Origin of the sequence: Coleofasciculus sp. FACHB-542, assembly GCF_014695825.1 — a bacterium.
Classification (GTDB): Bacteria; Cyanobacteriota; Cyanobacteriia; order Cyanobacteriales; family FACHB-T130; genus FACHB-T130.
Genome location: NZ_JACJPB010000024.1, coordinates 1 through 22,547 on the forward strand (window position 1 = coordinate 1; position 22,547 = coordinate 22,547).

At 47.4% G+C, this 22,547-nt stretch carries 17 protein-coding genes and 1 pseudogene; 9 read left to right on the top strand and 9 right to left on the bottom strand.

All coding sequences use genetic code 11. The features are described from left to right. Positions 1-172: 172 nt before the first annotated feature. Entirely contained in the window at positions 173-2,476 is a 2,304-nt protein-coding gene (locus tag H6F52_RS07795; RefSeq protein ID WP_190533433.1) for a ribonuclease R family protein, read from the bottom strand. Between the two features lie 926 nt (positions 2,477-3,402). On the opposite strand from H6F52_RS07795, the gene H6F52_RS07800 reads away from it, so the two are divergent. Then, positions 3,403-4,260 (top strand): hypothetical protein, encoded by an 858-nt coding sequence (locus H6F52_RS07800; protein ID WP_190533437.1) that lies wholly within the window; start codon positions 3,403-3,405, stop codon positions 4,258-4,260. 297 nt (positions 4,261-4,557) lie between these two features. Here H6F52_RS07800 and clpP read toward each other — a convergent pair. After that, a pseudogene (gene clpP, locus H6F52_RS07805) lies at positions 4,558-5,169 on the bottom strand (ATP-dependent Clp endopeptidase proteolytic subunit ClpP); the annotation flags it as partial. Positions 5,170-5,237: 68 nt separating this feature from the next. Then, positions 5,238-5,447 carry a hypothetical protein gene (locus H6F52_RS07810; RefSeq protein ID WP_190533440.1) on the bottom strand — a complete coding sequence of 70 codons (210 nt, stop codon included), beginning with the start codon at positions 5,445-5,447 and terminating at the stop codon, positions 5,238-5,240. Between the two features lie 69 nt (positions 5,448-5,516). On the opposite strand from H6F52_RS07810, the gene H6F52_RS07815 reads away from it, so the two are divergent. The 4 genes from H6F52_RS07815 (at position 5,517) to H6F52_RS07830 (ending at position 9,293) form a co-directional block, all read left to right on the top strand. Continuing rightward, positions 5,517-5,684, top strand: coding sequence for a hypothetical protein (locus H6F52_RS07815; protein WP_190410657.1), 168 nt, complete (start codon positions 5,517-5,519; stop codon positions 5,682-5,684). Between the two features lie 17 nt (positions 5,685-5,701). Continuing rightward, complete coding sequence (locus H6F52_RS07820) at positions 5,702-5,974, top strand: hypothetical protein (protein ID WP_190410656.1); 273 nt, start codon at positions 5,702-5,704, stop codon at positions 5,972-5,974. A gap of 318 nt (positions 5,975-6,292) precedes the next feature. Next, positions 6,293-7,108, top strand: a complete 816-nt coding sequence (locus H6F52_RS07825; RefSeq protein WP_190533443.1) for a hypothetical protein — start codon at positions 6,293-6,295, stop codon at positions 7,106-7,108. A gap of 118 nt (positions 7,109-7,226) precedes the next feature. Continuing rightward, positions 7,227-9,293 carry a thioredoxin domain-containing protein gene (locus H6F52_RS07830; protein ID WP_190533446.1) on the top strand — a complete coding sequence of 689 codons (2,067 nt, stop codon included), beginning with the start codon at positions 7,227-7,229 and terminating at the stop codon, positions 9,291-9,293. 532 nt (positions 9,294-9,825) lie between these two features. Here H6F52_RS07830 and H6F52_RS07835 read toward each other — a convergent pair. From H6F52_RS07835 to H6F52_RS07845, 3 genes are all read right to left on the bottom strand, one after another. Next, complete coding sequence (locus tag H6F52_RS07835; protein WP_242028987.1) at positions 9,826-11,481, bottom strand: penicillin-binding protein 2; 1,656 nt, start codon at positions 11,479-11,481, stop codon at positions 9,826-9,828. A gap of 321 nt (positions 11,482-11,802) precedes the next feature. Continuing rightward, positions 11,803-12,327: a hypothetical protein gene (locus H6F52_RS07840; RefSeq protein WP_242031517.1), complete on the bottom strand. Its 525-nt coding sequence runs from the start codon at positions 12,325-12,327 to the stop codon at positions 11,803-11,805. Positions 12,328-12,566: 239 nt separating this feature from the next. Then, positions 12,567-14,954 (bottom strand): GAF domain-containing protein, encoded by a 2,388-nt coding sequence (locus H6F52_RS07845; RefSeq protein WP_190533449.1) that lies wholly within the window; start codon positions 14,952-14,954, stop codon positions 12,567-12,569. Positions 14,955-15,559: 605 nt separating this feature from the next. Here H6F52_RS07845 and H6F52_RS07850 point away from each other — a divergent pair. The 4 genes from H6F52_RS07850 to glgB all read left to right on the top strand — a co-directional run bounded on the left by H6F52_RS07850 (position 15,560) and on the right by glgB (position 19,939). Further along, positions 15,560-15,721 (top strand): hypothetical protein, encoded by a 162-nt coding sequence (locus tag H6F52_RS07850; protein WP_190533454.1) that lies wholly within the window; start codon positions 15,560-15,562, stop codon positions 15,719-15,721. Between the two features lie 294 nt (positions 15,722-16,015). After that, positions 16,016-16,732, top strand: a complete 717-nt coding sequence (locus H6F52_RS07855; RefSeq protein ID WP_190410651.1) for a glutathione S-transferase family protein — start codon at positions 16,016-16,018, stop codon at positions 16,730-16,732. Between the two features lie 40 nt (positions 16,733-16,772). Continuing rightward, complete coding sequence (locus H6F52_RS07860; RefSeq protein WP_190533457.1) at positions 16,773-17,081, top strand: hypothetical protein; 309 nt, start codon at positions 16,773-16,775, stop codon at positions 17,079-17,081. Between the two features lie 551 nt (positions 17,082-17,632). Continuing rightward, positions 17,633-19,939 (top strand): 1,4-alpha-glucan branching enzyme, encoded by a 2,307-nt coding sequence (glgB, locus tag H6F52_RS07865; RefSeq protein WP_190533460.1) that lies wholly within the window; start codon positions 17,633-17,635, stop codon positions 19,937-19,939. 93 nt (positions 19,940-20,032) lie between these two features. Here the strand turns inward: glgB and H6F52_RS07870 are convergent, their stop codons facing one another. The 3 genes from H6F52_RS07870 to hpsC all read right to left on the bottom strand — a co-directional run bounded on the left by H6F52_RS07870 (position 20,033) and on the right by hpsC (position 22,537). After that, positions 20,033-20,569, bottom strand: a complete 537-nt coding sequence (locus H6F52_RS07870; protein ID WP_190410648.1) for a type II secretion system protein — start codon at positions 20,567-20,569, stop codon at positions 20,033-20,035. Between the two features lie 330 nt (positions 20,570-20,899). Further along, positions 20,900-21,445: a prepilin-type N-terminal cleavage/methylation domain-containing protein gene (locus H6F52_RS07875; protein ID WP_206754028.1), complete on the bottom strand. Its 546-nt coding sequence runs from the start codon at positions 21,443-21,445 to the stop codon at positions 20,900-20,902. Positions 21,446-21,499: 54 nt separating this feature from the next. After that, positions 21,500-22,537, bottom strand: coding sequence for a hormogonium polysaccharide secretion pseudopilin HpsC (gene hpsC / locus H6F52_RS07880; RefSeq protein ID WP_190530321.1), 1,038 nt, complete (start codon positions 22,535-22,537; stop codon positions 21,500-21,502). Positions 22,538-22,547: the final 10 nt, after the last annotated feature.

The following is a 22,547-nucleotide window of genomic DNA, read 5'->3' on the forward strand; positions in this document are numbered from 1 at the left end:
CGGACAGCGATGTCTTTCCGTTTTATGGAGTGGGTGAACGCTAATCGAGATGTATTCTCAGCCTATAAAGCTGCTTTGGGTTTTATTTGGGCTTGAAATCTGTTTAAGTCCCGTTAGCTAAACAGTTAATGGCTCATGGTTGTTGAACACACCATGAGCCATTAACGATTAGCTATTCATCGAATTCAGGATCGACAGAAGGATCTGCTTCTATATCCTCATTGCTGGCTTCGCTACCGCCGCCGACAATGACCAAGTCAATTTGCTGACGATAGTAATCAACGCTCTTAACTTGGACTTCCACGCGATCGCCTAGACGATAAGAAACGCGGCTTTTCCGTCCAACCAGGCAAGCATGACGCGAGCGAAACTCGTACCAGTCATCTTTAAGAGAGCTGACGTGTACCAGTCCTTCCACTAGCAAGTCTTCAATTTCCACAAAGAACCCGTAAGACTGGACGCCGGTAATTAAGCCCTGGAAGACCTCTCCCGTGCGCTCCTTCATTAGCTCGGCTTTTTTGAGTCCTTCCAGATCCGCTTGTGCATCTGAAGTCAGCTTTTCACGCTCGTTGAGATGCACAACGATACCCTGTAGCTGGCTTTCTAAATCTTCTTGCACGTCTGGTGGCAAGACATTCCAGTTGATATTGCCCTGGGCGGAACTATGACGCAGATTCACGCTTTCTTTGGCGCGAGTGGTTCGGCGATCGCGCCCTTTCTCGAATACAGCAAGCAATACCCGCGACATCAGTAAATCTGCGTAGCGTCGCAGCGGTGAGAGACAGTGGGTGTAGGGGCTTTCGTCCTCGCCTATTCCCAAAGCCAAACCAAAGTGAGAGCCTGGAGCTGTACTGTAACCACAGGGTCTCAGGGTGGACTGCAACAGATACATCAAGACTCGCTCTGACTGGGATTGAGCGAACATTTGAGTAAAACGTTGATAATCCCGTGATGTCACGGCTTCTTCCTGCTCTAAGCGCAGTTCCATGCCTAGATTACTCGCCAACTTCATCAATTCCTGCACATCCTCCGGGTCTGGAGAAGGCTGAATGCGATACGTTGCAGGCAGAAAGAGTGCTTGCAAATGGGTAGCGATCGCTTGATTTGCCAGGAGCATCAACTCTACAACTAGAGAACGCACTCCTCCCGAAAATACAATCGCTCCTAGGATGCCTTCATCGTTGTAGGGCAATTGAGTACCGGGCAGATTCAGTTCAAATCCTCCCCTCCCTAGGCGCTGTGCTTTCACCGCCGGACTCAGCTCGTAAAACAACTGACTGAGCATTTCAAACACTGGCGCTTCGGCATCTTGATGACGCTCTAAAATTGCTGTCGCTTCGTCGTAACTGAGTTGGCGATCTACTTGAATCACCGTGGGTTGAATCTCATACTCCACCATTTGTCCGGTGGCGGAATCGAGAGTTAACAGTACCGAGATCGCTAAGCGAGCTTCGCCGGGTACCAAGGAGCAGCGACTGGCAACAGCATCCGGTAGCATTGGCAGCACCATGTCTCCCAGATAGACGGTGTTTCCTCGCTTGCGAGCTTCCCGATCCAGCGCTTCTTGTGGCTCAATGTAGTGAGCCACATCCGTGATGTGGACGCCCAACTGCCACGCTCCAGCCTCTGTTTTGTTAAGAGTCAGAGCGTTTTCTGTGACGTGCTGAGCGGTTTCGTTCTCACTTCCCGCTCCTGAAGGCTCAGGAATAAAGGCAAGAGTTAACAAATTCCGCAAATCCAGCCGGTGCTTGAAATCTTTTTGACTCGGCTGTTTGGGCAATTCCTCTGCGGCTCTAAGCACCTCAGATGGAAAGTTGCGAGGTAAGTCGTGCTTGCAACAGACAATATCGGTGTCTGCGGCGGCTTCTGCATTGCTGCCGAGAATGCGAGCGACTTTGCCAATCGGCGGCTGCGATGCCAGGGGATAGCGTAAAACTTCGACGTGAACCAGGTAATCGACGGCTTCCGCCAAGTTTTGACCGTTCGGATGCAGATTCAGTTCAAATAGCAGCCGATCGTCTAGAGGGACGGCTCTAAAGCCGGTTTCGACTTGCTTGACTCGTGCCAAGACCGAGGGATTGGCCCGTTCTAGAATCAGCCGTACTTCTCCTTCTGGAGAGCGTTTGCGGTTTCCTTCTTTGGTGACTTTGACGAGAACGCGATCGCCATTCCAAGCAGTACTCAGATGGCTCTCTCGGACGTAAATATCCTCCGCTCCTTCTACCTCCTGAATGGCAAAGCAGAACCCTTTACTCGAACAGCGCAGTTTGGCTTCGACGACATCTTCTTCTTGGACGCGCCGATACTTACCGCGATCTTTGACCAAAATGCCAATTTTTTCCAAGGCATCCAAGGCAATTTGTAGTTTAGTTAAGCTCTCTTCATCCTGGCAACGCAGTTTTTTTTCCAGAACCTTAGGAGCAACTAATTTGTCATCTGTGAAATTAGAAAGTAGTGTAGCGATTGAAAATTCCATGCAGCTATGAGTTTGCCTCCACCATAAAAACAATTCTGTTTGTCTAAATTTGTCAGCTGATAGAGATGAGCTAACCTTGTCTCTACAACAGTTGCTTCTTTCTTCTTACCGACTACTGACTGTTGACCGCTGACGATTGAAAGCGATTTTTCTCCTTGTTATCCTGACGCCATGCTTAGAAAGCATGGGTATTTTTACCCTGATGTGGCAGCGCCAAATTCGCCGCGTTTTTAACAGATGTCTCGCTACTACCTGGGTGGCGCGTTTCTCACCCTACAGTATGCGAAACCTTGTCATCGTCATCGAACGCGATGCTCTAGCCTTCTTAGCGCTACACGAGGAGATGCATATCGCGATATACGCTATGCGAGGAGTCGCAGTTAATCGCGGCATACACTACGCGAGCGGAAGATTTTGGACTATCGATTTTAGACTTTGTAAACAAACAAAATTTTGTCTTTTTACAGATTTTGGACAACAGACGGCTGCGTTTGGTAGTCTCTAGTCCACGGTTGGTCGTCTTTAATCTACAGTCCACAGTTGAGCGTCAAGGGAACATCGTCAGGCAACCATCCCTCCTTCAGCCCGCCTTTGCGAATATCAAGCAGATGTCCCGAACAAGAACTCTGGATGCAACCAGCGACTGGCAGCAACCAGTGCTTTCTCTGTTCAGGTGCTTGACGACAAAAGCGACGACAAGCACTTTGTCTGACTGCCTTTTCTCAAGCCAACCACTGTGAAACGGACTCGGTCACTTGCGAGCGTAGCGGGCAGTAGCGAATGGTTTTATACCATACCGATGAACAGTCTCTAATTATTTTAGTTTCTTGCGGTACCTTCTCTAAAATCGTTTTTCAGGGGGCGTACTATACTTAACGTTGATGGGAGCCAAAAAACCCGACTAGGTTTGGGTGGCGTGGAGTATTATGTTTTCTCAATTCCGAGTTCGTTATCCCTTAGGCAGCCTGACCACTGAGTTACTGACCATTCATGAAGGAAAGTACGTGGTCAAAGCCGCTGTTCAAGTCGAAGGTGTCATCCTAGCGACAGGTTTGGCAGCAGCCGGTGAGATTGAGCTGGCAGAAGACAAGGCAACAGCCAGAGCGTTGAACTGTTTGGGAATTCCTGCTGGAAGTTCTAGCCACAACACTCCAGTTACGCAGTCTGATGCTCAGATTACGCAAACTGTGGCGGTTGAGGTGCCAGTGGGGGCGATCGCAAACCCCAGACGCGAAACGGTCATTCCGTCAGAAAGCCCCTCGCAGCCAAGCCCAAATCGGCTGTATTCCGATCCAGTCAGCTTCAATGATATGGCTGGAATGTCCTTCTCAGATCGGGGACAAAAAGAAGCTGCTTCACCACCTCCCGTCGTGCTATCGAATCAGGATGTCCCGTTTGCAGAAGAGTATTCCCCTGCCCATACTGAGCTTTATGGGGATGATGCTGCGATCGAGACACCCGAAGAAATGTCGGGAGGCTTGTTTAGCAGCCAGCATAATCAGCCAATGACCTCATCGCCTGGTTATCACGCTAGCGAAGAGGTTATTCAGCCAAGTCCGATGGATATGACCATCGGTAGCACAAGTTCTGCTGCTGAGGAGATGGACTTATCCGAAGCGATGGCTAGAACGACGGTAGAAATTAAGCGTTTGCGCTGGACTGCTGAGCAAGGAAAAGATTATCTGAAGCGAACCTACGGTAAGCGAGGTCGTTCGGAGCTGAATCAGGAACAATTGCTGGATTTCCTGCGCTATCTTGAATCTCTCCCAACACCGGAAAAGTAACTGAGCAACATTGTCAATAAAAAATGGGGGAAGCTCCATTTTTTATTGACGGGATGTGTAATTTTCTGTATTTCTCCCTCAATCAATCGGGAGCGAATGCTCGTGGATTGATTAACCTCCTAATTTTTGCGTAGTAGGGACATGGCATTGCCATGTCCCTACAGAACGTGAACGAGCGTAAGTTATTTAATCTATGTTCCTGAGGGGATCTCACAACATTTGCTTGACTCGATCCTCCCAAGCCCCGCTCGATGGAGGGGCTAACCAGAAATTGCACGTCCGTTAACTTTTAGTTCTCTATACCGCTGCAACGGCTGTGCGGGTAGCAGAGGGACTGCGTTTAATCACCTGATCGATCAAACCGTAGTCCTTGGCTTCCTCTGCCGACATAAAGAAATCGCGTTCGGTATCTTCCTCAATCCGCTCGATGGGCTGACCTGTGTGTTTAGCCAGATATTCGTTCAGCTGTCTTTTGTGGTACAGGATTTCCTTGGCTTGAATCTCAATATCGGTGGCTTGACCTTGAGCGCCGCCGAGAGGCTGGTGGATCATGATCCGGGAATGGGGCAGACTCATCCGCTTGCCTTTAGCACCCGCGCTGAGGAGGAAAGCGCCCATACTAGCGGCTAATCCGAGGCAGATGGTGCAAACATCCGGGCGGATTTGATTCATCGTGTCAAAAATGCCCATACCTGCGGTGACGGAACCACCGGGAGAATTGATATACAGGTAAACGTCTTTCTCTGGATCTTCAGCGTCTAGAAACAGCAGCTGAGCCACGATTAAGTTGGCAAGGTCGGAATCAACCTGTTGTCCCAGGAAGATGATGCGTTCCCGGAGGAGCCGGGAGTAGATATCAAAGGCACGTTCGCCACGACCTGATTGTTCGATAACGGTAGGAATCATGGAGTCTGCTTTTTCGGGTGATTTTTCTTAATTTTAGCGATTGTAGGAGAAAGTACCGGGTGCTGGAAATACTACCGATACAACCCTAGCGAGAAGGTGCGCTTGCAGCAGGTGGATTGGGCTTGTCGGCTGGAATGTAGAACATCAGGGAAAACCCGTCGGTAGCACTGAAAGGGTAGGGGTGTTTTGTCGTTGTGTCCTCTGGGGTTCGGTTTTTCAACAGCGATCGCATCTTGCTGGTTGTCTGCGTCAGGAAACAATCGCCCAACCGGGTGAATCAATGGGACGAAGTGCGATCGCTATAGCAAATCGTACTGTTAGAACTATTCGGGGATGGAGGGAACCGAGTCATGCCTAAAAGACTTCTGCAAGCCGCCACGATCACCTTGTTGCTCAATGTAATCGCAGCATTAAGCGTCCCAACAACAATTCAGACACCGCGATCGCTCTCAACTGCTCAACCCAACGCTAATGGGGAGTTGACTGGATCGACTTCTGTACAGATGCGTCCTTATTAACAAAGGAGTTGCTCGATATGACCGTGCAATTTAAAGATTTAGAAGCGATCGCTCAACAGAAGATTGACTTAACGCCAACAGCAGCACTGGCTGCACAGACACGGCAATATCAGGATGTACCTTTAGAAGAAATCTACGATTTACTCGAAAGTGTCACAGAACCTTTTACCGTGTTAGCGGATTCTCTTCCTACACCACTCCAACAAAGTGCCCGACAAGAAATTGAGTTTTTTGTCTGTTTGTACCAACAGCGCCTCGATCGCCCCCTCCATCAATCAAGCCAGAGATAGGAAGTTTTAATTGATGGAAGTTCTTGGTAGGCGAGGTAGCGAAGTGGTGTTGCTCTTAGCAAATCGCTCCTAGCACTCTGTCCTAGCACCCCAGTTGCTCGGTTGGACAGGGACGGCGTCTATAATCTACACAAGCTAGAGCAGTTGGGGCTCTTTTCTTTCTCTCCTCCCTCTGCTTCCCGCGAACCAGGCAATGTTATTCAACGCCAAAAACATAAAGAATACTAAGAAAGAAAAAAACCTGATTTTGCTATAAACAAGGATAAAATCTCTATATATCAATATCAAATTTTCTTACGAAAATAAGTTGAGTTAAATATGAAAAAAAGCATTTTTCTATTTTTGTTATTAGCCTTGGGTTCTTTTTCAGGAGTTTATTATTACTGGAAACAGGCGACCCAACTTCCTGATTGGTATGTTACCAAAGAAAAAATTGCAAATCCTCAAGTTAGGCAAATTGACTTTCGCAATGAAGCTGAAGTCCAAACAGTGAAAGCCAGATTGCAAAGAAATGTTGATGCTAAAATAGAAAATAGCATTGGAGCTAGCCAAGGATTGCAAACAGAACTAAGCAGACGGGATGGAAGTGATAAAAAACCTGCTATTGATAAAAATACCCAAAATACTCAGGCGGAATTAGATAGTCAAGATATAGAAATTGACTTAAGTGAAAATGAAGTGAATGATTTGGTAATTTCAACAATTGCTAAAGATAAAAACACCAGTAAGTTACTGGCATCTACCAAGGGTCTCAATACAACCATCAAGAATGGTCAGGTAGAAAGCGGGGTTGTATTCAATGTCTCAGAAGTTCCCAAAGAAGAACTGAATCAACAAGAGAAAGAATTGTTGGAAAAAGTTATAAGAACATTCCCTTTTTTAGAAGAGAAAGAAGTTTATATTGGTGTGGAAGGTAAGCCAAGGGTAGAAAATGGGCAATTAAAACTTGAAGAACAAACAAAAATAAAAGTGGGGAATTTGAGTTTTACGACAGCAGAACTTTCCCAGCGGCTGGGAATTCCTCAAGAGAAAATTGAACAAAGATTGAAACTGGAACTGGAATTGGGACGTTTAAAAATAAACGATATCGAAATTAAAGAAAATAACGCTTCGCTCAAAGGTTCGGTTAACTAATGTACTCACCCAGCCACGATTGACCAGAATCTAGCGTGGGATGGAGCGATCGCTCCATTCATCACGCTAAACTGCTAGGGGTGAAAACGTACTCATATCGAGTTCTGCTATTAGCCCCATGACCAATCGCCTCAATCAAGCTGAAAGCCTGTACCTCCGCAAACACGCTGAAAATCCCATCGACTGGTGGCCTTGGAGTGAAGAAGCCCTAGAAGCTGCCAAGCGGGACAATAAGCCAATTTTCCTATCGATTGGCTACTCCAGCTGCCACTGGTGTACGGTGATGGAAGGAGAAGCGTTTTCCGACCAGGCGATCGCAGACTATATGAATGCCAACTTTATCCCGATCAAGGTAGACCGGGAAGAACGACCTGACATTGATAGTATTTATATGCAGGCGTTACAGATGATGGTAGGTCAAGGCGGTTGGCCCTTGAATGTCTTTCTCTCTCCTGAGGATCGGGTGCCGTTTTATGGCGGTACATATTTTCCGGTAGAACCGCGCTACGGGCGTCCCGGATTTTTACAAGTGCTACAAGCGATTCGTGGTTACTACGATACAGACAAAGCGAAGTTGCACGCGGTAAAAGAAGAACTTCTGGGTCATCTCCAGCAAGCAGCCATTCTGCGACCAAGTATGGGGACGGGTTTAAAACCTGCCTTGACCAACAAAGATTTGCTACAGCAGGGGTTAGAAACGAATACCGGGATAGTGGCTTCTAGCGAACATGGCGCTAGTTTCCCAATGATGCCCTATGCCGAGTTGGCGCTGCGAGCAATTCGATTTAATTTTGAATCCAAATACGACGCCAAGCAGGCGTGTACCCAGCGCGGTTTAGATTTAGCACTGGGCGGGATTTACGACCATGTAGGCGGCGGTTTTCACCGCTACACGGTCGATCCGACTTGGACGGTACCGCATTTTGAAAAAATGCTCTATGACAATGGTCAGATCGTGGAGTATCTGGCTGATTTGTGGAGTGCTGGGATACAAGAACCGGCATTTGAAAGAGCGATCGCAGGTACATTTCAATGGCTAAAGCGAGAAATGACGGCACCGCAGGGTTATTTCTATGCTGCCCAAGACGCGGATAATTTTACCCATGCAGAGGAAGCAGAACCAGAGGAAGGGGCATTTTATGTCTGGACGTACCCTGAAGTAGTCGAATTGCTGACTCCAGACGAGTTAGACGAAATTCAACTGCAATTTACCGTGACGCCGGGGGGCAACTTTGAAGGTCTCAACGTCTTACAGCGCCGCCATCCGGATATTTTGAGCGAAACAGTAGAAAAGGCACTCGGAAAGCTATTTGAAGCGCGTTACGGTACGTCTCCCGCCGCCATAGAAACCTTTCCTCCTGCCCGCAATAACCACGAGGCAAAAACTGGCAACTGGTCGGGTCGAATTCCGCCAGTGACGGATACTAAAATGATTGTGGCTTGGAATAGCCTAATGATTTCAGGTTTAGCCAGAGCTTACGGGGTATTTGGGAAGGAAGAATATCTGTCCTTAGCTGGAAAAGCGGCTAATTTCATTTTGGATTGTCAGTGGGTAGAGGGGCGTTTCCATCGTCTCAACTACGACGGAAAACCTTCGATACTAGCGCAGTCGGAAGATTACGCTTTGTTTATTAAAGCGCTGCTTGATTTGCACCAAGTGACTCACGCTAGTTTCTGGATGGAGAAAGCGATCGCCCTTCAAGAAGAATTTGACGAATTCCTCTGGAGTGTGGAACTGGGTGGATACTATAACACTGCCAGCGATGCCAGTAGCGATCTGTTAGTGCGGGAACGTAGCTATGTGGATAATGCCACACCATCCGCGAATGGAATTGCGATCGCTAACTTAGTGCGTCTGGCTTTACTCACTGAAAATCTTACCTATCTCGACCGCAGCGAACAAGCTTTGCAAGCCTTCAGCAGTGTGATGCATCAGTCACCTCAAGCTTGTCCGAGTTTGTTTACCGCCCTGGATTGGTATCATCACTGTACACTGGTTCGCACTACTATCGACCACCTAACTCCTTTAGTTGCTCAATATCTGCCTACAACAGTATCGACGGCGGAGTCGAATCTGCCATCAGGTGCGGTCGGGTTAGTTTGCCAAGGACTAACTTGTCTGGAACCGTCCCAAAGTCGCGACCAAATGTGGGAACAAGTGCAGCGAAGTCAAATTCGCAATTAAAAGTACCAAGTTAGAAATTAAAGAGGTAAGATTTAATTCTTCTTTTTTAATTTCACCTTCGGAATTGGCTTTAGCGATTAGCCGCAATTTATTTTAGGATGGTGCTTCACAAATCATTTAGGGCTGCGATAGCAATCCTATTTTAATTGTGAGATGCTAGATTTCCGAATCCCCGACTTCTCTCAGCCGTCGGGGATCTTGCCTTTACATACAATTATTGAGGGCTACGATATAGACTTTTTATTTTATTTTTGTTAAAATAAAATCGATAAGGAAGAACTAGCTTTTAATATTTAAATCAGACATATTTCTATTATTTAAGGATACCTTGGGCAGCCTAATTAAGAAAGTCATATTAAATAAAAATTTTGCGCGATCGCCTGCAAGCCGTTATCCCCACTCGTAATTAAAAATGTAAGGGTCAGCAGATTTGCACAACTAATCTAACGGTTGGTTGCGATTAGTTATTAGCTCTGAATTATCACCAATAACTAATGACAGCTTCAACATAGGTTTCTTTACGCTCTCCTACTTAATTTTTAATTTCAGAAGGCGGAATTTTCTCAAGGCTAATTAAGGCTTCCATCACTGATTTCACTACAGGTGCGGCTACGGTGGAACCATAGACCTTGCCCTTCGGTTCATCGACAACAGCTAGAACCACATAGCGGGGAGCATCAACCGGAAAAATGCCCACAAAGCTAGTGATTCTGGCAGAGCTAGAATATCCCCCAGTAGCGCTGGCTTTCTGGGAAGTGCCCGTTTTCCCTCCTATTCGATAGCCTGGGATTTGCGCCGCTTTCCCGGTTCCCTTCGTGACGACCGCTTCCATCATTTCTAACACCGTCTGAGTCGTCGATGGGGAAAAGACGGGGCGCGGCGTGGGTAGCGTTGGCTGCCAGTACATCTGCCCTTGGGAGTCGATGAGTCCCCGGACGAGATGAGGAGTTACCAGTTTGCCGCCATTGGCGAGAGCAGCGTGCAACTGAGCCAGATGGATGGGGGTGAGAGAAAAGCCCTGACCAAAGGAGGTGGTAGCGGGTTCAATTCGAGATGACGTAAACTGCTCTTGGCTTTTCATTTGTCCGGGTGATTCAAAGGGCAGGTCGATACCAACCGCTTGCCCCAGCCCCAGCCGTTCCAGCCAACCGTAGTAGATACTCGGCTTGAGTTGTTGGATAACTTGCACCATGCCGACGTTGCTTGACTGTTGCAGAATCTGAGAAATCGACAGGGCACCGTGACTGCCCTCTTCAGCATTTTTGATCTGCCAGCCAGCTACCTGAATCTGACCTCGATCGTAGAATACAGTGTCGGGTTTGATGGCTCCCGCTTCTAGCGCGATCGCTATATTGAGCGGCTTAAACGTCGAACCCGGTTCGTAAAGGTCTGCCAGCGCCCAGTTCTTAAACAAACCTACATCCGATGTAGAGTACTCATTCGGGTTGTACGTCGGCTCTGCAACCAGGGACAGCACCGCACCATCCCGCGCATCCATCACGATGATAGTGCCCCGTTTGGCACTAAACAACTCCATTTGTTGCTTGAGGGCAGAACGAGCAGCACGTTGCAGGCGATTATCAATTGTCAGCTGGAGTTGCAGTTCATCAAAATGCAGCAATCCTTCGGGCACGTGATCTGGCATCAACGTTCCGTTACCAGCGCGGCTCAGTCGAACGGTGCGAACAGCCCGGGTGAGTAAATTTTCCTGGCTATACTCCACACCCGCCTGACCTCGATGATCCACATCCACATAGCCCACGACGTCTGCGGCTAGATCCTGCTGGGGATAGAGGCGGGCGTAATGTTGAATCAGCTCTAAGCCATCGGTTCGCAATTGGGAAATACCGTCAGCTTCTTCTTCTGTCAGGGCGTAGGCAACCCGAATTCCACTTTCCTGCTTGTTGAACTGCTTAAGCAAATTGTCAGCAGAAACTCCCAAAATCACCGCCAATTTCGTCGCAATTGCCTGTTTGGATTGTTTAAACAGCTTTGGATGGGCGTACAGCGTATAGGCGGGACGGTCAGTTGCCAAAACGTTACCACTGCGATCCACAATCGAGCGTCGGGGAACAAAGGGGCGCAGATAGACCATCTGCTGCTGTCGCGCTTTTTGCAGCAGGCTCGGTGCCTGCACCACTTGTAGGCGATACAAATTGATCGCAAGCCCTAGCCCGCTCAGAGACATGATTAGCCAAACAAGCAGCAACCGTAAGGATGAAGTACCCAGCAACAAGGACGGAGAACGCAATAGGCTCCAATCAAAAGACTTCTGAGGTAAAGACTGCTGTGGTGATATCTTCTCCTGTTGCCGATTTTCGCCGCCTTGCTTTGGTTCTGATGACTGACGACTTTTTCCGTTTTGAGTGGGTTTTCGAGGCAGTTTTTTCACTGACTCTGGCATTCCACTTCCATTCTGGTTCAACTCGCTCGTCCCTTTAGCAGTTCCAGAAACCTTTTGCGTAGGCAGCGACCTACGATTGCTGACTCCTGACTTTTCCATACCTCGTTAATAGCCTAGTGGCGTAGTTGGGGATGTTTCTGAGTTAGGAGCTGCCACTGGCTTGGGCCGTGACTGGCGCTGGGGTGCTGGCGGCAGAAAGATGGTGTTAGCTGGATTGGGAGCAACCAAACCCGTACCCGGACGCTCAGCTTCTTGAGCCAACTGATTTTTTAGGGCTTCATTTGCCGCTGTCATTTGCCGCTCGTTGCGTTGCAGATTTTCCAACTTGCGGTACTCCTGGCTCCACATCTGCTGAGTATAGACCGTCCAGGCATAAACTCCCAGGGTGCTAGCAATCAAGAAGAAACATACCAGGTTGGAGGTGCGCTGCAATGTCACCAGCGATCGCAGCCATGCGGGTGTCTGTGCCTGAAAGTCCCGCTGTTGGGAGCTTCTGCTACGGGTTCTAGACGATGAACCGCTTTCGGAACGCAGGGGTATTGCCTTTCCTCTAGGTTGCCGCGAGGAAACAGTGCTTCTTCTATCCGGACGGTGACGATCTGGAGTCAGGGAGTGAGGGGCAGCAGCCATAAGTAGTTCTTTTTATTAGTATCAGTTGTCAGAAATGAGTTTTTTTCTCTTCTCAAGGTCAGTTTGCTTTGCCACTGACTGTTGACCACTGACAAAGGACAATAAACCAATCAATTTAAACTCTAGACACAAGAGCTGTCTATAGTCCATATTTTCTCGCATCGAATCCAACATTCTTGTCGAGATGGCTAATCGATAGCGAACGTGTACCTAGTCGCTACCTTCGACGCAACCACAGCTTAACACTCTCTAATTGCTTCTTTTGGCAAGGTCGTCGCGATTGCTTTGAGATGAACAGGAGAAGGTTCGCCAGGATGAAGAATGTAAGATTTTGGGATGCTGAGGGAAGCTGCTGGAGAGCTGCTCTCGTTATCCACCCGATAGGATGAGGAATAAATTTCTGCTTCCGAGTTTCTGACTGCTGACTCCGGAATGCTAGCGTCCTTCTCCTCACCCCGCGCTAACAACGGTTGGGGGGGCATTAAGGGAATTTCAACAATAAACTCTGCACCTTGACCGACTTGGGAGTGGCATTGTAGCTTGCCTTTGTGTTGGGTAACGATGATTTGATAACTTACTGCTAAGCCCAATCCGCTGCCCTGACCAACGTCTTTCGTAGTAAAGAAGGGGTCAAAGATTTTCGACTGAATTTCTGGGGGAATTCCTGGCCCATTGTCAGCGATCGCAATCCGCACACTAGCGACCCCTGGAGAGCAGTCCGGCACCAATTCGGTACGCAAGGCGATTTTTTTGTCCTCGGAAGACCACCGATTGAGCGCTTCTATCGCATTCATCAGAATACTCAAGAAAACTTGATTGAGTTGCTTCGGGTAACACTCCACTAAAGGCAAGTCGCTATAGTTTCTCTCTATTTGGATCTCATTGCCCAGCTGACTGTGCAGCAAGAACAGCGTATTTTCCAGCCCGATGTGAATATCTACTGGTTTCAGGGACGCTTGATTATGGCGCGAGAAGTTCTGCAATGATTTAACAATTTCGTGAATTCGCTGGGCACCTGCCTGCATCGAATTCAAAATGCGCGGTAAATCTCTCAGGAGGAAATCTAGCTCTAGTTCCTCAGTGAGCTTTTGTAATTCAGCATCTGGATTGACATAGAAAGTTTGATAGCTCCGCACTAATCGAATCAGGTCATCTACATACTTTTCCACATAAGGAATATTGCCGTAGATAAAGTTCACTGGATTATTAATTTCGTGGGCAACGCCAGCTACCATCCGACCCAGACTTGACATTTTTTCACTTTGAATCAACTGGGATTGCGTTAGCCGCAGTTCAATCAGCGTTTGGGCCAGTTGCTTAGCTTGAGTGGCGCTTTCTACTGCCTGCTGCTGAGTTTGGGCGTATAAGTTGGCTTGTCGAATGGAAATCGCCAGCTGATCGGCAACCGCTTGGGCAAGTGTCCGGTCATTTTTCGACCAATACCGGATATGCGAACACTGATTGAGATAAAGAATTGCGTTGAGTGTTCCGTTTGCCTGTACTGGCACGACCAGGGAAGATTTTATCTGGGCTTTTTGATACTCTTCGTTTGCTTCCCCAATTCGGGGGTCTTGCTTGATGTCAGGAATACTCACTTGTTGACGATGCTGGATCGCCCATTGGGTCAGTGGCCCGTGGGTATCAAAGTCATCAATGGTAGAAGGAAAAGGCTCCCGACACACCTCAAAAAGGTATTTCCGCCGAAAAGCGGCACCGTCCGCGGGCAAGGGTTGCAATAAGAAAGTTTTATCTGTTTGCTTCTCTGCTTCTTGCTCCCCGGCTTCAGACGCGATCGGCTTTGTCTCTACAAGCTGCTTCCCGACTCCCCGGTTTCGCTCCTCTTCCAAAGTGTCGCTATGTTCCACCAGATGAACTAGACACCGATCTGCTGATAGCGCCTGCATCAGATGAGCGATTGCTTCAGTCAGAATCGTCTCCAAGTTAAAACTCTGCCGGGTTTGACTGGTAATTTGATTCACCAGTTGCTCTCTTTGAGCTTGTTTCTGGGTTTGCTCGTAAAGCTGAGCTTGACAAATCGCAATTTCTAGCTGCTGGGCGATCGCTTGCAGAAATTCAATTTCGGAGTTTGACCAGGTGCGGGGTTGCTCTGAAATACAGACAATAAAGCCAACCCATCCTTCTTTTCGCTTAACCGGAACGAACAAGTTAGCCCTGTCCCAGGGAGAAGACCCTTGGGAGCGTCCACTGGTGTCGATTTGCTGGTTATCTCGCTTTAGCCAGGAAAGCCATCGATTCATCATCCCCCCTGTCGTCGGGTGAGAACCTGCTGTTTGGCTGTTGATAATTAATTTCCCAGAAGCGATCGCACTCTCCACTGCGCCAAAAGTTTCTAAGGGATGGTACCCCAGTTGAGAATTCTTTTGCTCTCCATTTATCCGCTCGCAGACAACTTGTACCCGCTTGGTATCCTCGAAATACCACAAAAAACAACACCTATCTAGGTGTAGCAACGTGGCAATTTCGTCCACTGCCGTTTGCAACACCACTTGCAACTCCAACGAGTTGCGGATGCGATCCACAATTTTCTGTAGCAGTGCCCAATGCTTTCGCGGGTACTGAATCCAGGTTGGAAATAATTTGCTGGTATAAGCCACAAGCGGAAACACGCCGCCTCCCTTGAACTCTTCTTGCGCGTCTAGTTTGGTAAAAATTTTAGGCAGCGGTCAATCGTCCTGTTGTCAAATCACTAGCAATTGGTAAGCCATGTTAGTTTATCAGTCACTTTGGTCGTAAATTGTATTCAGAATAACTGATACTGAGTCTCCACATCTCCATAAAGGTTGATTTCTTAGCTTCATTCCGTTGCTTTGCTGAGAAAACTAAATTCGCTCCCGATGTGGAAATCCTCGAAAATTCGCGGATAGACAAAATTACCACTTGCTGGTAAATTCTGCTCTGTTTTTCCGAGGCTTCTACTAAAAAAGAAATTGAAAAAAACCCAAAGCAATATCACTCTCAGGAGTGAGTGTGAATCCAGCAGTGCGAGAGTATTCTTTCCTAAGTACGAAATCCGAAGAATACGGTGGGGCGCACCGGAATTCAAGCTTGGGAGCAAGGAACCTCACTCTTTTGGAATACCCAAAACTGGCTAAGAGGACTGGTGAAACCAAGAATTCCAGATTTCACCTGCGGGAGCGTCTAAGCAAAAACCGCAATATTGTGATTAAATAGCAAACGATTCCTTTGGTTGCAATCTCTTAAAGAGGAGTGTATGAACAAAAAAATAGTGAGTCTGCTTTTAGTTCTCGGCTTGGCTACCACCTTGGGAGCTTGTCAGGAAGGACCGAGTGATAGTACTACTAGCCCTTCTCCTACCACATCTCCAACGACTGGTGGAACGACTACTAGCCCAGCGCCCACAAAGTCTCCTTAAGGAGCTGGTTTTCGCTCCTTACTTCTCCTGAAAGGGATTCATACCGAATCGACGGGTATGAAAGTTAGTAGTGAGTTCTGAAACATCTGAACCCCGATCTGGTAATTGCTCCTCACACATTCACTGGGTATCTACTACTATCTGAGTCAATATTGACACCCAGGACAACTGTTATGTTGGCAACAACTGACTGACGAAAACAACTGGGGTCACAAGCATTAGTTGGCTCACCTAGAGTCGGAGTAAGGTCTGACTATGTTTATCTGTTGTTGCGGTAGGCGGCTTTGGCATTAAATGCGACTACTGCAATTTAGTACTTCTCACTATTGTCGGAAAGCAAGACTGGGGCTAGGTTATAAGCAAATTGCTTATCAGGTTGAAAATTTAACCCCAGGGCTACATATCCTCAAACTCAAGCCAATCACCGGACTCACGACAGTGCCGGTGCTTTTGTTAGAGGCAGAAGATATGCAGGGAGTCAGCGAAGCCATCCCGTCAGGGACGCGGCAGGAAGTGCAAGCGATCGCTGACTCGACGCAGATTTTACAATTTCTAGATCGCTATCGCCCAGAACCAGCGCTATCGTTACCGGATCGCCAACTACAGACAGAAGCCTTGATGCTGGAAGATTGGCTGGATGAAAGTATCGGCACGGCGACTCGCTTTGTTTACTATGATTTTCGTGCCGGTGCTGGTAAGCAAATCGACCCTTCGCCGTCTAGTCAGCTGGTGATTCAGGTGGTGCGGCGGCAATATGGAATTAATCAGGCGGCGGTGGAACTGGCAGCAAATCGGCTGAAGGTAGCAATGGAAGTCTTGTCCAGTCGCTGGCAGAATAGCCTCTACCTGGTGGGCGATCGCTTAAGTGTTGCAGACATCGCCGCAGCCGCTTTACTGAGTCCTCTGGCGCTGATTCCTCAATACCGAGAAGATTATCCTTGGTTGTTTGAGCGCATTGAGCGGATTCACCTTCTTTGTCGGGAACCACTACCCCCCGGATTGGGAAATTAAAAATTAAAAATTAAAAATACACTGAATATTAAAAATAGAAATGAAAAAGCCCATTTTTTCACTATGGATTTTGCAATTTTCATTTCAACTGCTGGGGGTGATGCCTGCTAGGGGACTGCCACCACCGGAGGATACTCCTGAGGAAGTATTGCGGACGGAGATTATTACGGAAGCGCGATCGCCTATCGACGGCAAGCAACTCACGGCTGCTGAGTATGCCCAATTGCAGAACGCTCTGCAAACCCGTCCTGCTGCAACATCCCAGGTAAATCCCAAACTCCGAGAATTAGTTTTTCTGCTCCGCGTGCGGCGGCTTCTGCGTACCTTCGGTATCCCTACTCCCAAATAAATCCTGCATTTTAGCAATTAATTTATCTGCTTTGTGTGGGGTCAGTGTTATAAAGGTTCGCGTTCCTTGGAAAGTGATGGCAACGAGAAAAGCGTTTGCCTAAGTAAGTCGCTATCATAAACTGCGTACACCCCACTTGAAAATCTGCCTTTGTTTGCTATACCTACTTGCTTGCTCCGGCTCTTAACTCAATACTCAGATGAAGACGTAAATTTCAATAACTCTAAAAACAGCCAGTTTCACGCTAGATGACGATGCACTTTTATTGACATTGTCCTACGTAGAAGAAACAACTGTGTCCTGCTACCGATGACAAAATATACAAAAAACAAAAAATGTATATAAATATTAAAGTGCTGTTAACCAGAGGGAGATGCTCGTTCTTCAACCGCTAGCTGCTATAGCCCTACCTGACGGGAAGACTTTCAGGCTTAGGGCAGACGCTACGCGATCGCCTTAAGCCAACGATACGGGCGATCGCAACACACGTGCGCGTCCAAAAAGCCTTATCGAGAAACCATTCATTCAAGACCTTTAGGATAAGTAGGTTTATGTCCATGACCATCGCCCCCGAACAGATTGAGCGGATTGTTTGGAATCAACATCAAGACCCATTTGAAATCCTGGGTGCCCATCCCATTGAGCAAAATGGCAAAACCGTCTGGGCAGTGCGAGCCTACCTACCCAATGCCAACGCCGCGTGGGTAGTTTGCCCCCAAGACCGGACAGAATACGCCATGCAAACAGTGCATCACCCTCATTTTTTTGAATGCACCATTGAAACGCCAGAACTAGCAAACTATCAGCTGCGGATTCAAGAAGGGGAACACGAGCGTGTTATCTACGACCCCTACGCCTTCCGTTCTGTCCACTTGACAGACTTTGACTTGCACCTGTTTGCCGAAGGGAATCATCATCGCATCTATGAGAAACTAGGTGCCCATACGACGGAAATTGATGGGGTGACAGGAGTTTATTTTGCCGTTTGGGCACCCAATGCCCGCAACGCCTCTGTCTTGGGGGATTTTAACAAGTGGGATGGTCGCGAACATCAAATGCGTAAAGGTTCCACCGGCATCTGGGAACTGTTCATCCCCGGTTTGGGCTTTGGGGAACACTATAAATATGAAATCAAAAACGCCGACGGTCACATCTACGAAAAATCCGATCCCTACGGCTTTCAACATGAAGTGCGTCCTAAAACAGCATCGATTGTCACTGACTTAGATTCCTACCAATGGAATGACCAAGATTGGATGGAAAAGCGCCGCCACACCGACCCGCTTACCCATCCTATCTCTGTCTATGAAGTACATCTAGGGTCTTGGCTGCACGCTTCCTCCGCTGAACCGCCACGGTTGGCAAATGGAGAGACAGAGCCAGTGGTAGTCGTCTCTGACTATAAACCAGGAGCGCGTTTTCTTACCTACCGGGAACTGGCAGAACGGCTAATTCCTTACGTTAAAGAGCTGGGATTTACTCATATTGAATTATTGCCAGTCGCTGAGCATCCTTATGATGGCTCTTGGGGGTATCAGGTAACAGGGTACTATGCCTGCACTTCCCGTTTTGGGACACCTGAGGACTTCATGTATTTTATTGACCAGTGCCACCAGAACGAGATTGGGGTGCTAGTGGACTGGGTTCCGGGTCACTTCCCCAAAGATGGTCACGGTCTCGCCTTCTTCGATGGCACCCACCTTTACGAACACGCCGACCCCCGCAAAGGCGAACACAAAGAGTGGGGCACTCTAGTATTTAACTACAACCGCAATGAAGTGCGGAACTTCCTGGTTGCCAACGCCCTGTTCTGGTTTGACAAATACCACATTGATGGAATTCGTGTGGATGCTGTGGCGTCGATGCTTTACTTAGATTATTGCCGCGAGCCTGGGGAATGGTTGCCGAACCAGTACGGTGGCAGAGAAAACATTGAGGCGGCTGATTTTCTACGTCAGGCAAATCATACGATTTTCAGCTATTACCCAGGCACCCTGTCAATTGCGGAGGAGTCAACTTCCTGGCCTATGGTGTCTTGGCCTACTTACGTAGGAGGACTGGGCTTTAATTTGAAGTGGAACATGGGCTGGATGCACGACATGCTGGACTATTTCCACATGGACCCTTGGTTCCGCCAGTTTCACCAGAACAATATTACTTTCAGTATGTGGTACAACCACAGTGAGAACTTCATGCTGGCGCTATCTCACGATGAGATAGTCCACGGCAAGAGTAATATCATTGGCAAGATGCCGGGGGATGAGTGGCAGAAGTTCGCGAATGCTCGCTGCTTATTCGCCTTTATGTTTACTCACCCTGGCAAGAAGACTCTGTTTATGAGCATGGAGTTTGGGCAGTGGAGTGAGTGGAATGTCTGGGGTGACTTAGAGTGGCATTTGTTGCAGCATGAGTCACATCAAAAACTGAAGCGGTTTATGAGTGAACTCAACCATGTCTACCGCAGCGAATCGGCTCTTTTTACTCAGGATTTTGCTCAAGAAGGCTTTGAGTGGATTGATTGCAGCGACAACCGTCATAGCGTGGTCGCGTTTATCCGCAGGGCGAAAGATTCGGAGGAGTTTATTATCACAGTGTGCAATTTTACTCCTCAGCCGCATAGTCACTACCGTGTAGGTGTCCCCGAACCCGGATTCTATACCGAACTGTTTAACAGCGATGCCCGTGAGTACGGCGGAAGTAACATGGGCAATTTAGGCGGTAAGTGGACAGATGAGTGGTCGTTCCACACTCGTCCTTATTCGCTAGACTTGTGTTTGCCGCCACTAGGAGTGCTGGTTTTGAAGCTTGACCGGCAGAAGACAGCAGCCGCGATGCAGTCTTGGTTGTCTCAGGGATAGTCGGGTTTCTTGTTCCCAGACAACCGTTCTGGGAACAAGAATCTCGATGCGATCGCATTCCCTACTACCGAGCGATAATTGCGATCGCATAGATTACACTTTGCAACTTTTATCTTGCGCTGTTCGCATCGCTCCCAGAAGAGTGGAAACAAATACACACCGTTTGACTTCCCCACCATTCTTAATGTTCAGCGTTACCCTTGCCAGATATAAGTTCTCTTGCGGATTCATGATTACGCAACCTCTATAGTCAAACCGGACTCGGCGCGGACTACCTAATGACTGTGAAGCTAAGGTGGTATTAGGAGCGTCTATTTGAATATTTTGCTCAAAATTCTGCCATTGTCCGGGGCTGGGGTTAATACCGGCACGATTAACTGCCCACTGAACGACCCCATTTTGTTCTTGAAAGCTGGCTTCCCAAGCAACTTTGTCACGCTTAGCATTGCTTTGGGCTTCTCTCATCGCGCGGTAAACTTGGTCTTGTGCTGTTCTGAGATGTTGGGCATTGAGAAATCCTAACCAACTAGGGGCAGCGATCGCGCTCAAGATCCCAATTATTAAAATTACGACTAAACTCTCTATCAGCGTGAACCCACCGCTGGAGCAATTAGATAACTTTTTACGCATTAGCTAGATACTAAAAAGACACACCCAATTTCTCAAGTTTCCTTGTTTGATGTGTCTTTTGAGTTCCGTATCTTCGCTGATTTTTGCAATTGACTATTGGTTTTAGCCAGTATTTTTTCCAATAGCGATCGCGCTCAAAATTCTAATTATTAAATTTATGACTCAACTTCTATCCAAATCAGCCCAGCGCTGGAGTAATTTAACAGCTTCTTAGGCATGAGCTATAGCTAGATACAGAAAAGATGCATGTAATCTCTCAAGGTTCATCTTTGGATACGTCTTTTGCAATCCTAATATTCACCAATTTTTAAGAGCCAGTTAATCTGTTAACTAATTACATTCAGCAGCATCTTTTCCAGTTTGAATTGAACCTAAAAGAGTTGTCACTTTGATGCAGCGCTTGACAGTCGTGTTCGGTAGAGATGTTGTGACTTTATACGGAAGAGTTTGGCTAGGGTTTTGGTTGACGATGCCTTGGTAATCAAACGTGAATGTGTTTGCACTAGGAGTAACTTCAACTTGACCGGGCTTGATGTCTTGATTCTCTGCTAAAGTCCTCCATTGAGGGTCAGTAGAAGCAGGAGCAGTAGTACCAGGATAAACAACAACTTTTGGTCGTTGACCAGCGGGAGTTTGAAAGCTCACACTGTAGCTAAGTTTTGTCCTTTTAGCTTCTCGTTGGGCTTCTCGGAGGGCATTTAAGGCTGCATCATTAACGGCATTGACTCGTTGCCGATTGGTAAAAGCAAGCCAACCAGGAGCGGCGATCGCGCTTAATACTCCGATGATTATAATTACTACCAGCAACTCGATCATGGTGAATCCAGCAGCAGATTGATAGCGCGATCGCTTCCATATCTGTAATTTTTTTAACACATCTAAATTTCCCATATTTTTTTACCCTATTTAATGGCTTTTTACTTGTTGGGGTTATTTACTATATAGAAAACCACGCCCCTTCACTTGGATGCTTGCGCTTGGATAATAAATTGACCTGTTAGAAGAGTAAGGAAGAGGCTCATCAGAAGGATTAATCGTTCGCGCCAAAGCATTCCCTCTGATAAACACTTGGGTTGAAAGCTGGCTTGGATCAGAGTTTATGCAAGCATAGAAGGCACCCGTTAAAGTAGTCGGAACCTGTTGTGGATTCGGGGTTGCTCCTGATGGATTCGGACAACTAGGTGTTAGACCAACTGTACTTTTATCAATATAATCGACCAATACTTGAATTTTAGGGCTGTTTGCAGTGTAAGCGCCTGAGTTCGTCCACGAGTTCATTGCCAAGTTAAGACTACTTGCTGCTTTTAGGTCAAACATCTTAAAACCCGGCTTTGGCTGTGTAATGTAAACAGCTGGATTATTAGGATTCCTGACTTCATCGCTAATTTCAAATCTACCAATTCGAGCAGCTTTAGACCAAGTATTGCTAGGGGTAATGTCTTTGATTAGGTAATAGGCAACAAGTGAATAAACACTGCCATCGTTACAGTTATCAACTGCAGGGGGTGGGGGTGGTGGGCAGGTAGCTCCAGTAATAGTTGGTATGGCTTTTGGTTTTGCCGACCGCTTCCATAAGACAAGAATCGGTACGCACTCAGTCGTTGCCGGATTGCAACCCACTTCTGTAGAACCTGTAGCAAAAGGTGGAATTTGATTTTTAATGCCAGAAGTAGCTGGGTTGGTCGTTGAATTATTTTTCAAGCCATCGTTATCGTAAACATAGACTGCTTGTGCTAAATCTTGTGAAATGTAATCAAGGGCGTCTTTAATCTCTTGCTCTGAAGCAGACTTTGCTTGTTCTTTGCGATCGTTATCTAGAATGTTAACCATAAACCCTAACAAAGGCGCAATGACCAAGGCAGCCAGGATTATAGCTACTAGAAGTTCGATGAGGGTAAAGCCGCTATTCTTCTGAGCCAGAGGGGAACGTTTGAGCTGACTGGTTAACAGAAATTTCAGTTGATTCATGATGCTAGAG

Coding starts and splice junctions, on each gene's coding strand:
- H6F52_RS07795 (WP_190533433.1), bottom strand. CDS start 2,476: ATGGAATTTTCAATCGCTACACTACTTTCTAATTTCACAGATGACAAA.
- H6F52_RS07800 (WP_190533437.1), top strand. CDS start 3,403: ATGTTTTCTCAATTCCGAGTTCGTTATCCCTTAGGCAGCCTGACCACT.
- H6F52_RS07815 (WP_190410657.1), top strand. CDS start 5,517: ATGCCTAAAAGACTTCTGCAAGCCGCCACGATCACCTTGTTGCTCAAT.
- H6F52_RS07820 (WP_190410656.1), top strand. CDS start 5,702: ATGACCGTGCAATTTAAAGATTTAGAAGCGATCGCTCAACAGAAGATT.
- H6F52_RS07825 (WP_190533443.1), top strand. CDS start 6,293: ATGAAAAAAAGCATTTTTCTATTTTTGTTATTAGCCTTGGGTTCTTTT.
- H6F52_RS07830 (WP_190533446.1), top strand. CDS start 7,227: ATGACCAATCGCCTCAATCAAGCTGAAAGCCTGTACCTCCGCAAACAC.
- H6F52_RS07835 (WP_242028987.1), bottom strand. CDS start 11,481: ATGTCTCTGAGCGGGCTAGGGCTTGCGATCAATTTGTATCGCCTACAA.
- H6F52_RS07840 (WP_242031517.1), bottom strand. CDS start 12,327: ATGGCTGCTGCCCCTCACTCCCTGACTCCAGATCGTCACCGTCCGGAT.
- H6F52_RS07850 (WP_190533454.1), top strand. CDS start 15,560: ATGAACAAAAAAATAGTGAGTCTGCTTTTAGTTCTCGGCTTGGCTACC.
- H6F52_RS07855 (WP_190410651.1), top strand. CDS start 16,016: ATGCGACTACTGCAATTTAGTACTTCTCACTATTGTCGGAAAGCAAGA.
- H6F52_RS07860 (WP_190533457.1), top strand. CDS start 16,773: ATGAAAAAGCCCATTTTTTCACTATGGATTTTGCAATTTTCATTTCAA.
- glgB (WP_190533460.1), top strand. CDS start 17,633: ATGTCCATGACCATCGCCCCCGAACAGATTGAGCGGATTGTTTGGAAT.
- H6F52_RS07870 (WP_190410648.1), bottom strand. CDS start 20,569: ATGCGTAAAAAGTTATCTAATTGCTCCAGCGGTGGGTTCACGCTGATA.
- hpsC (WP_190530321.1), bottom strand. CDS start 22,537: ATGAATCAACTGAAATTTCTGTTAACCAGTCAGCTCAAACGTTCCCCT.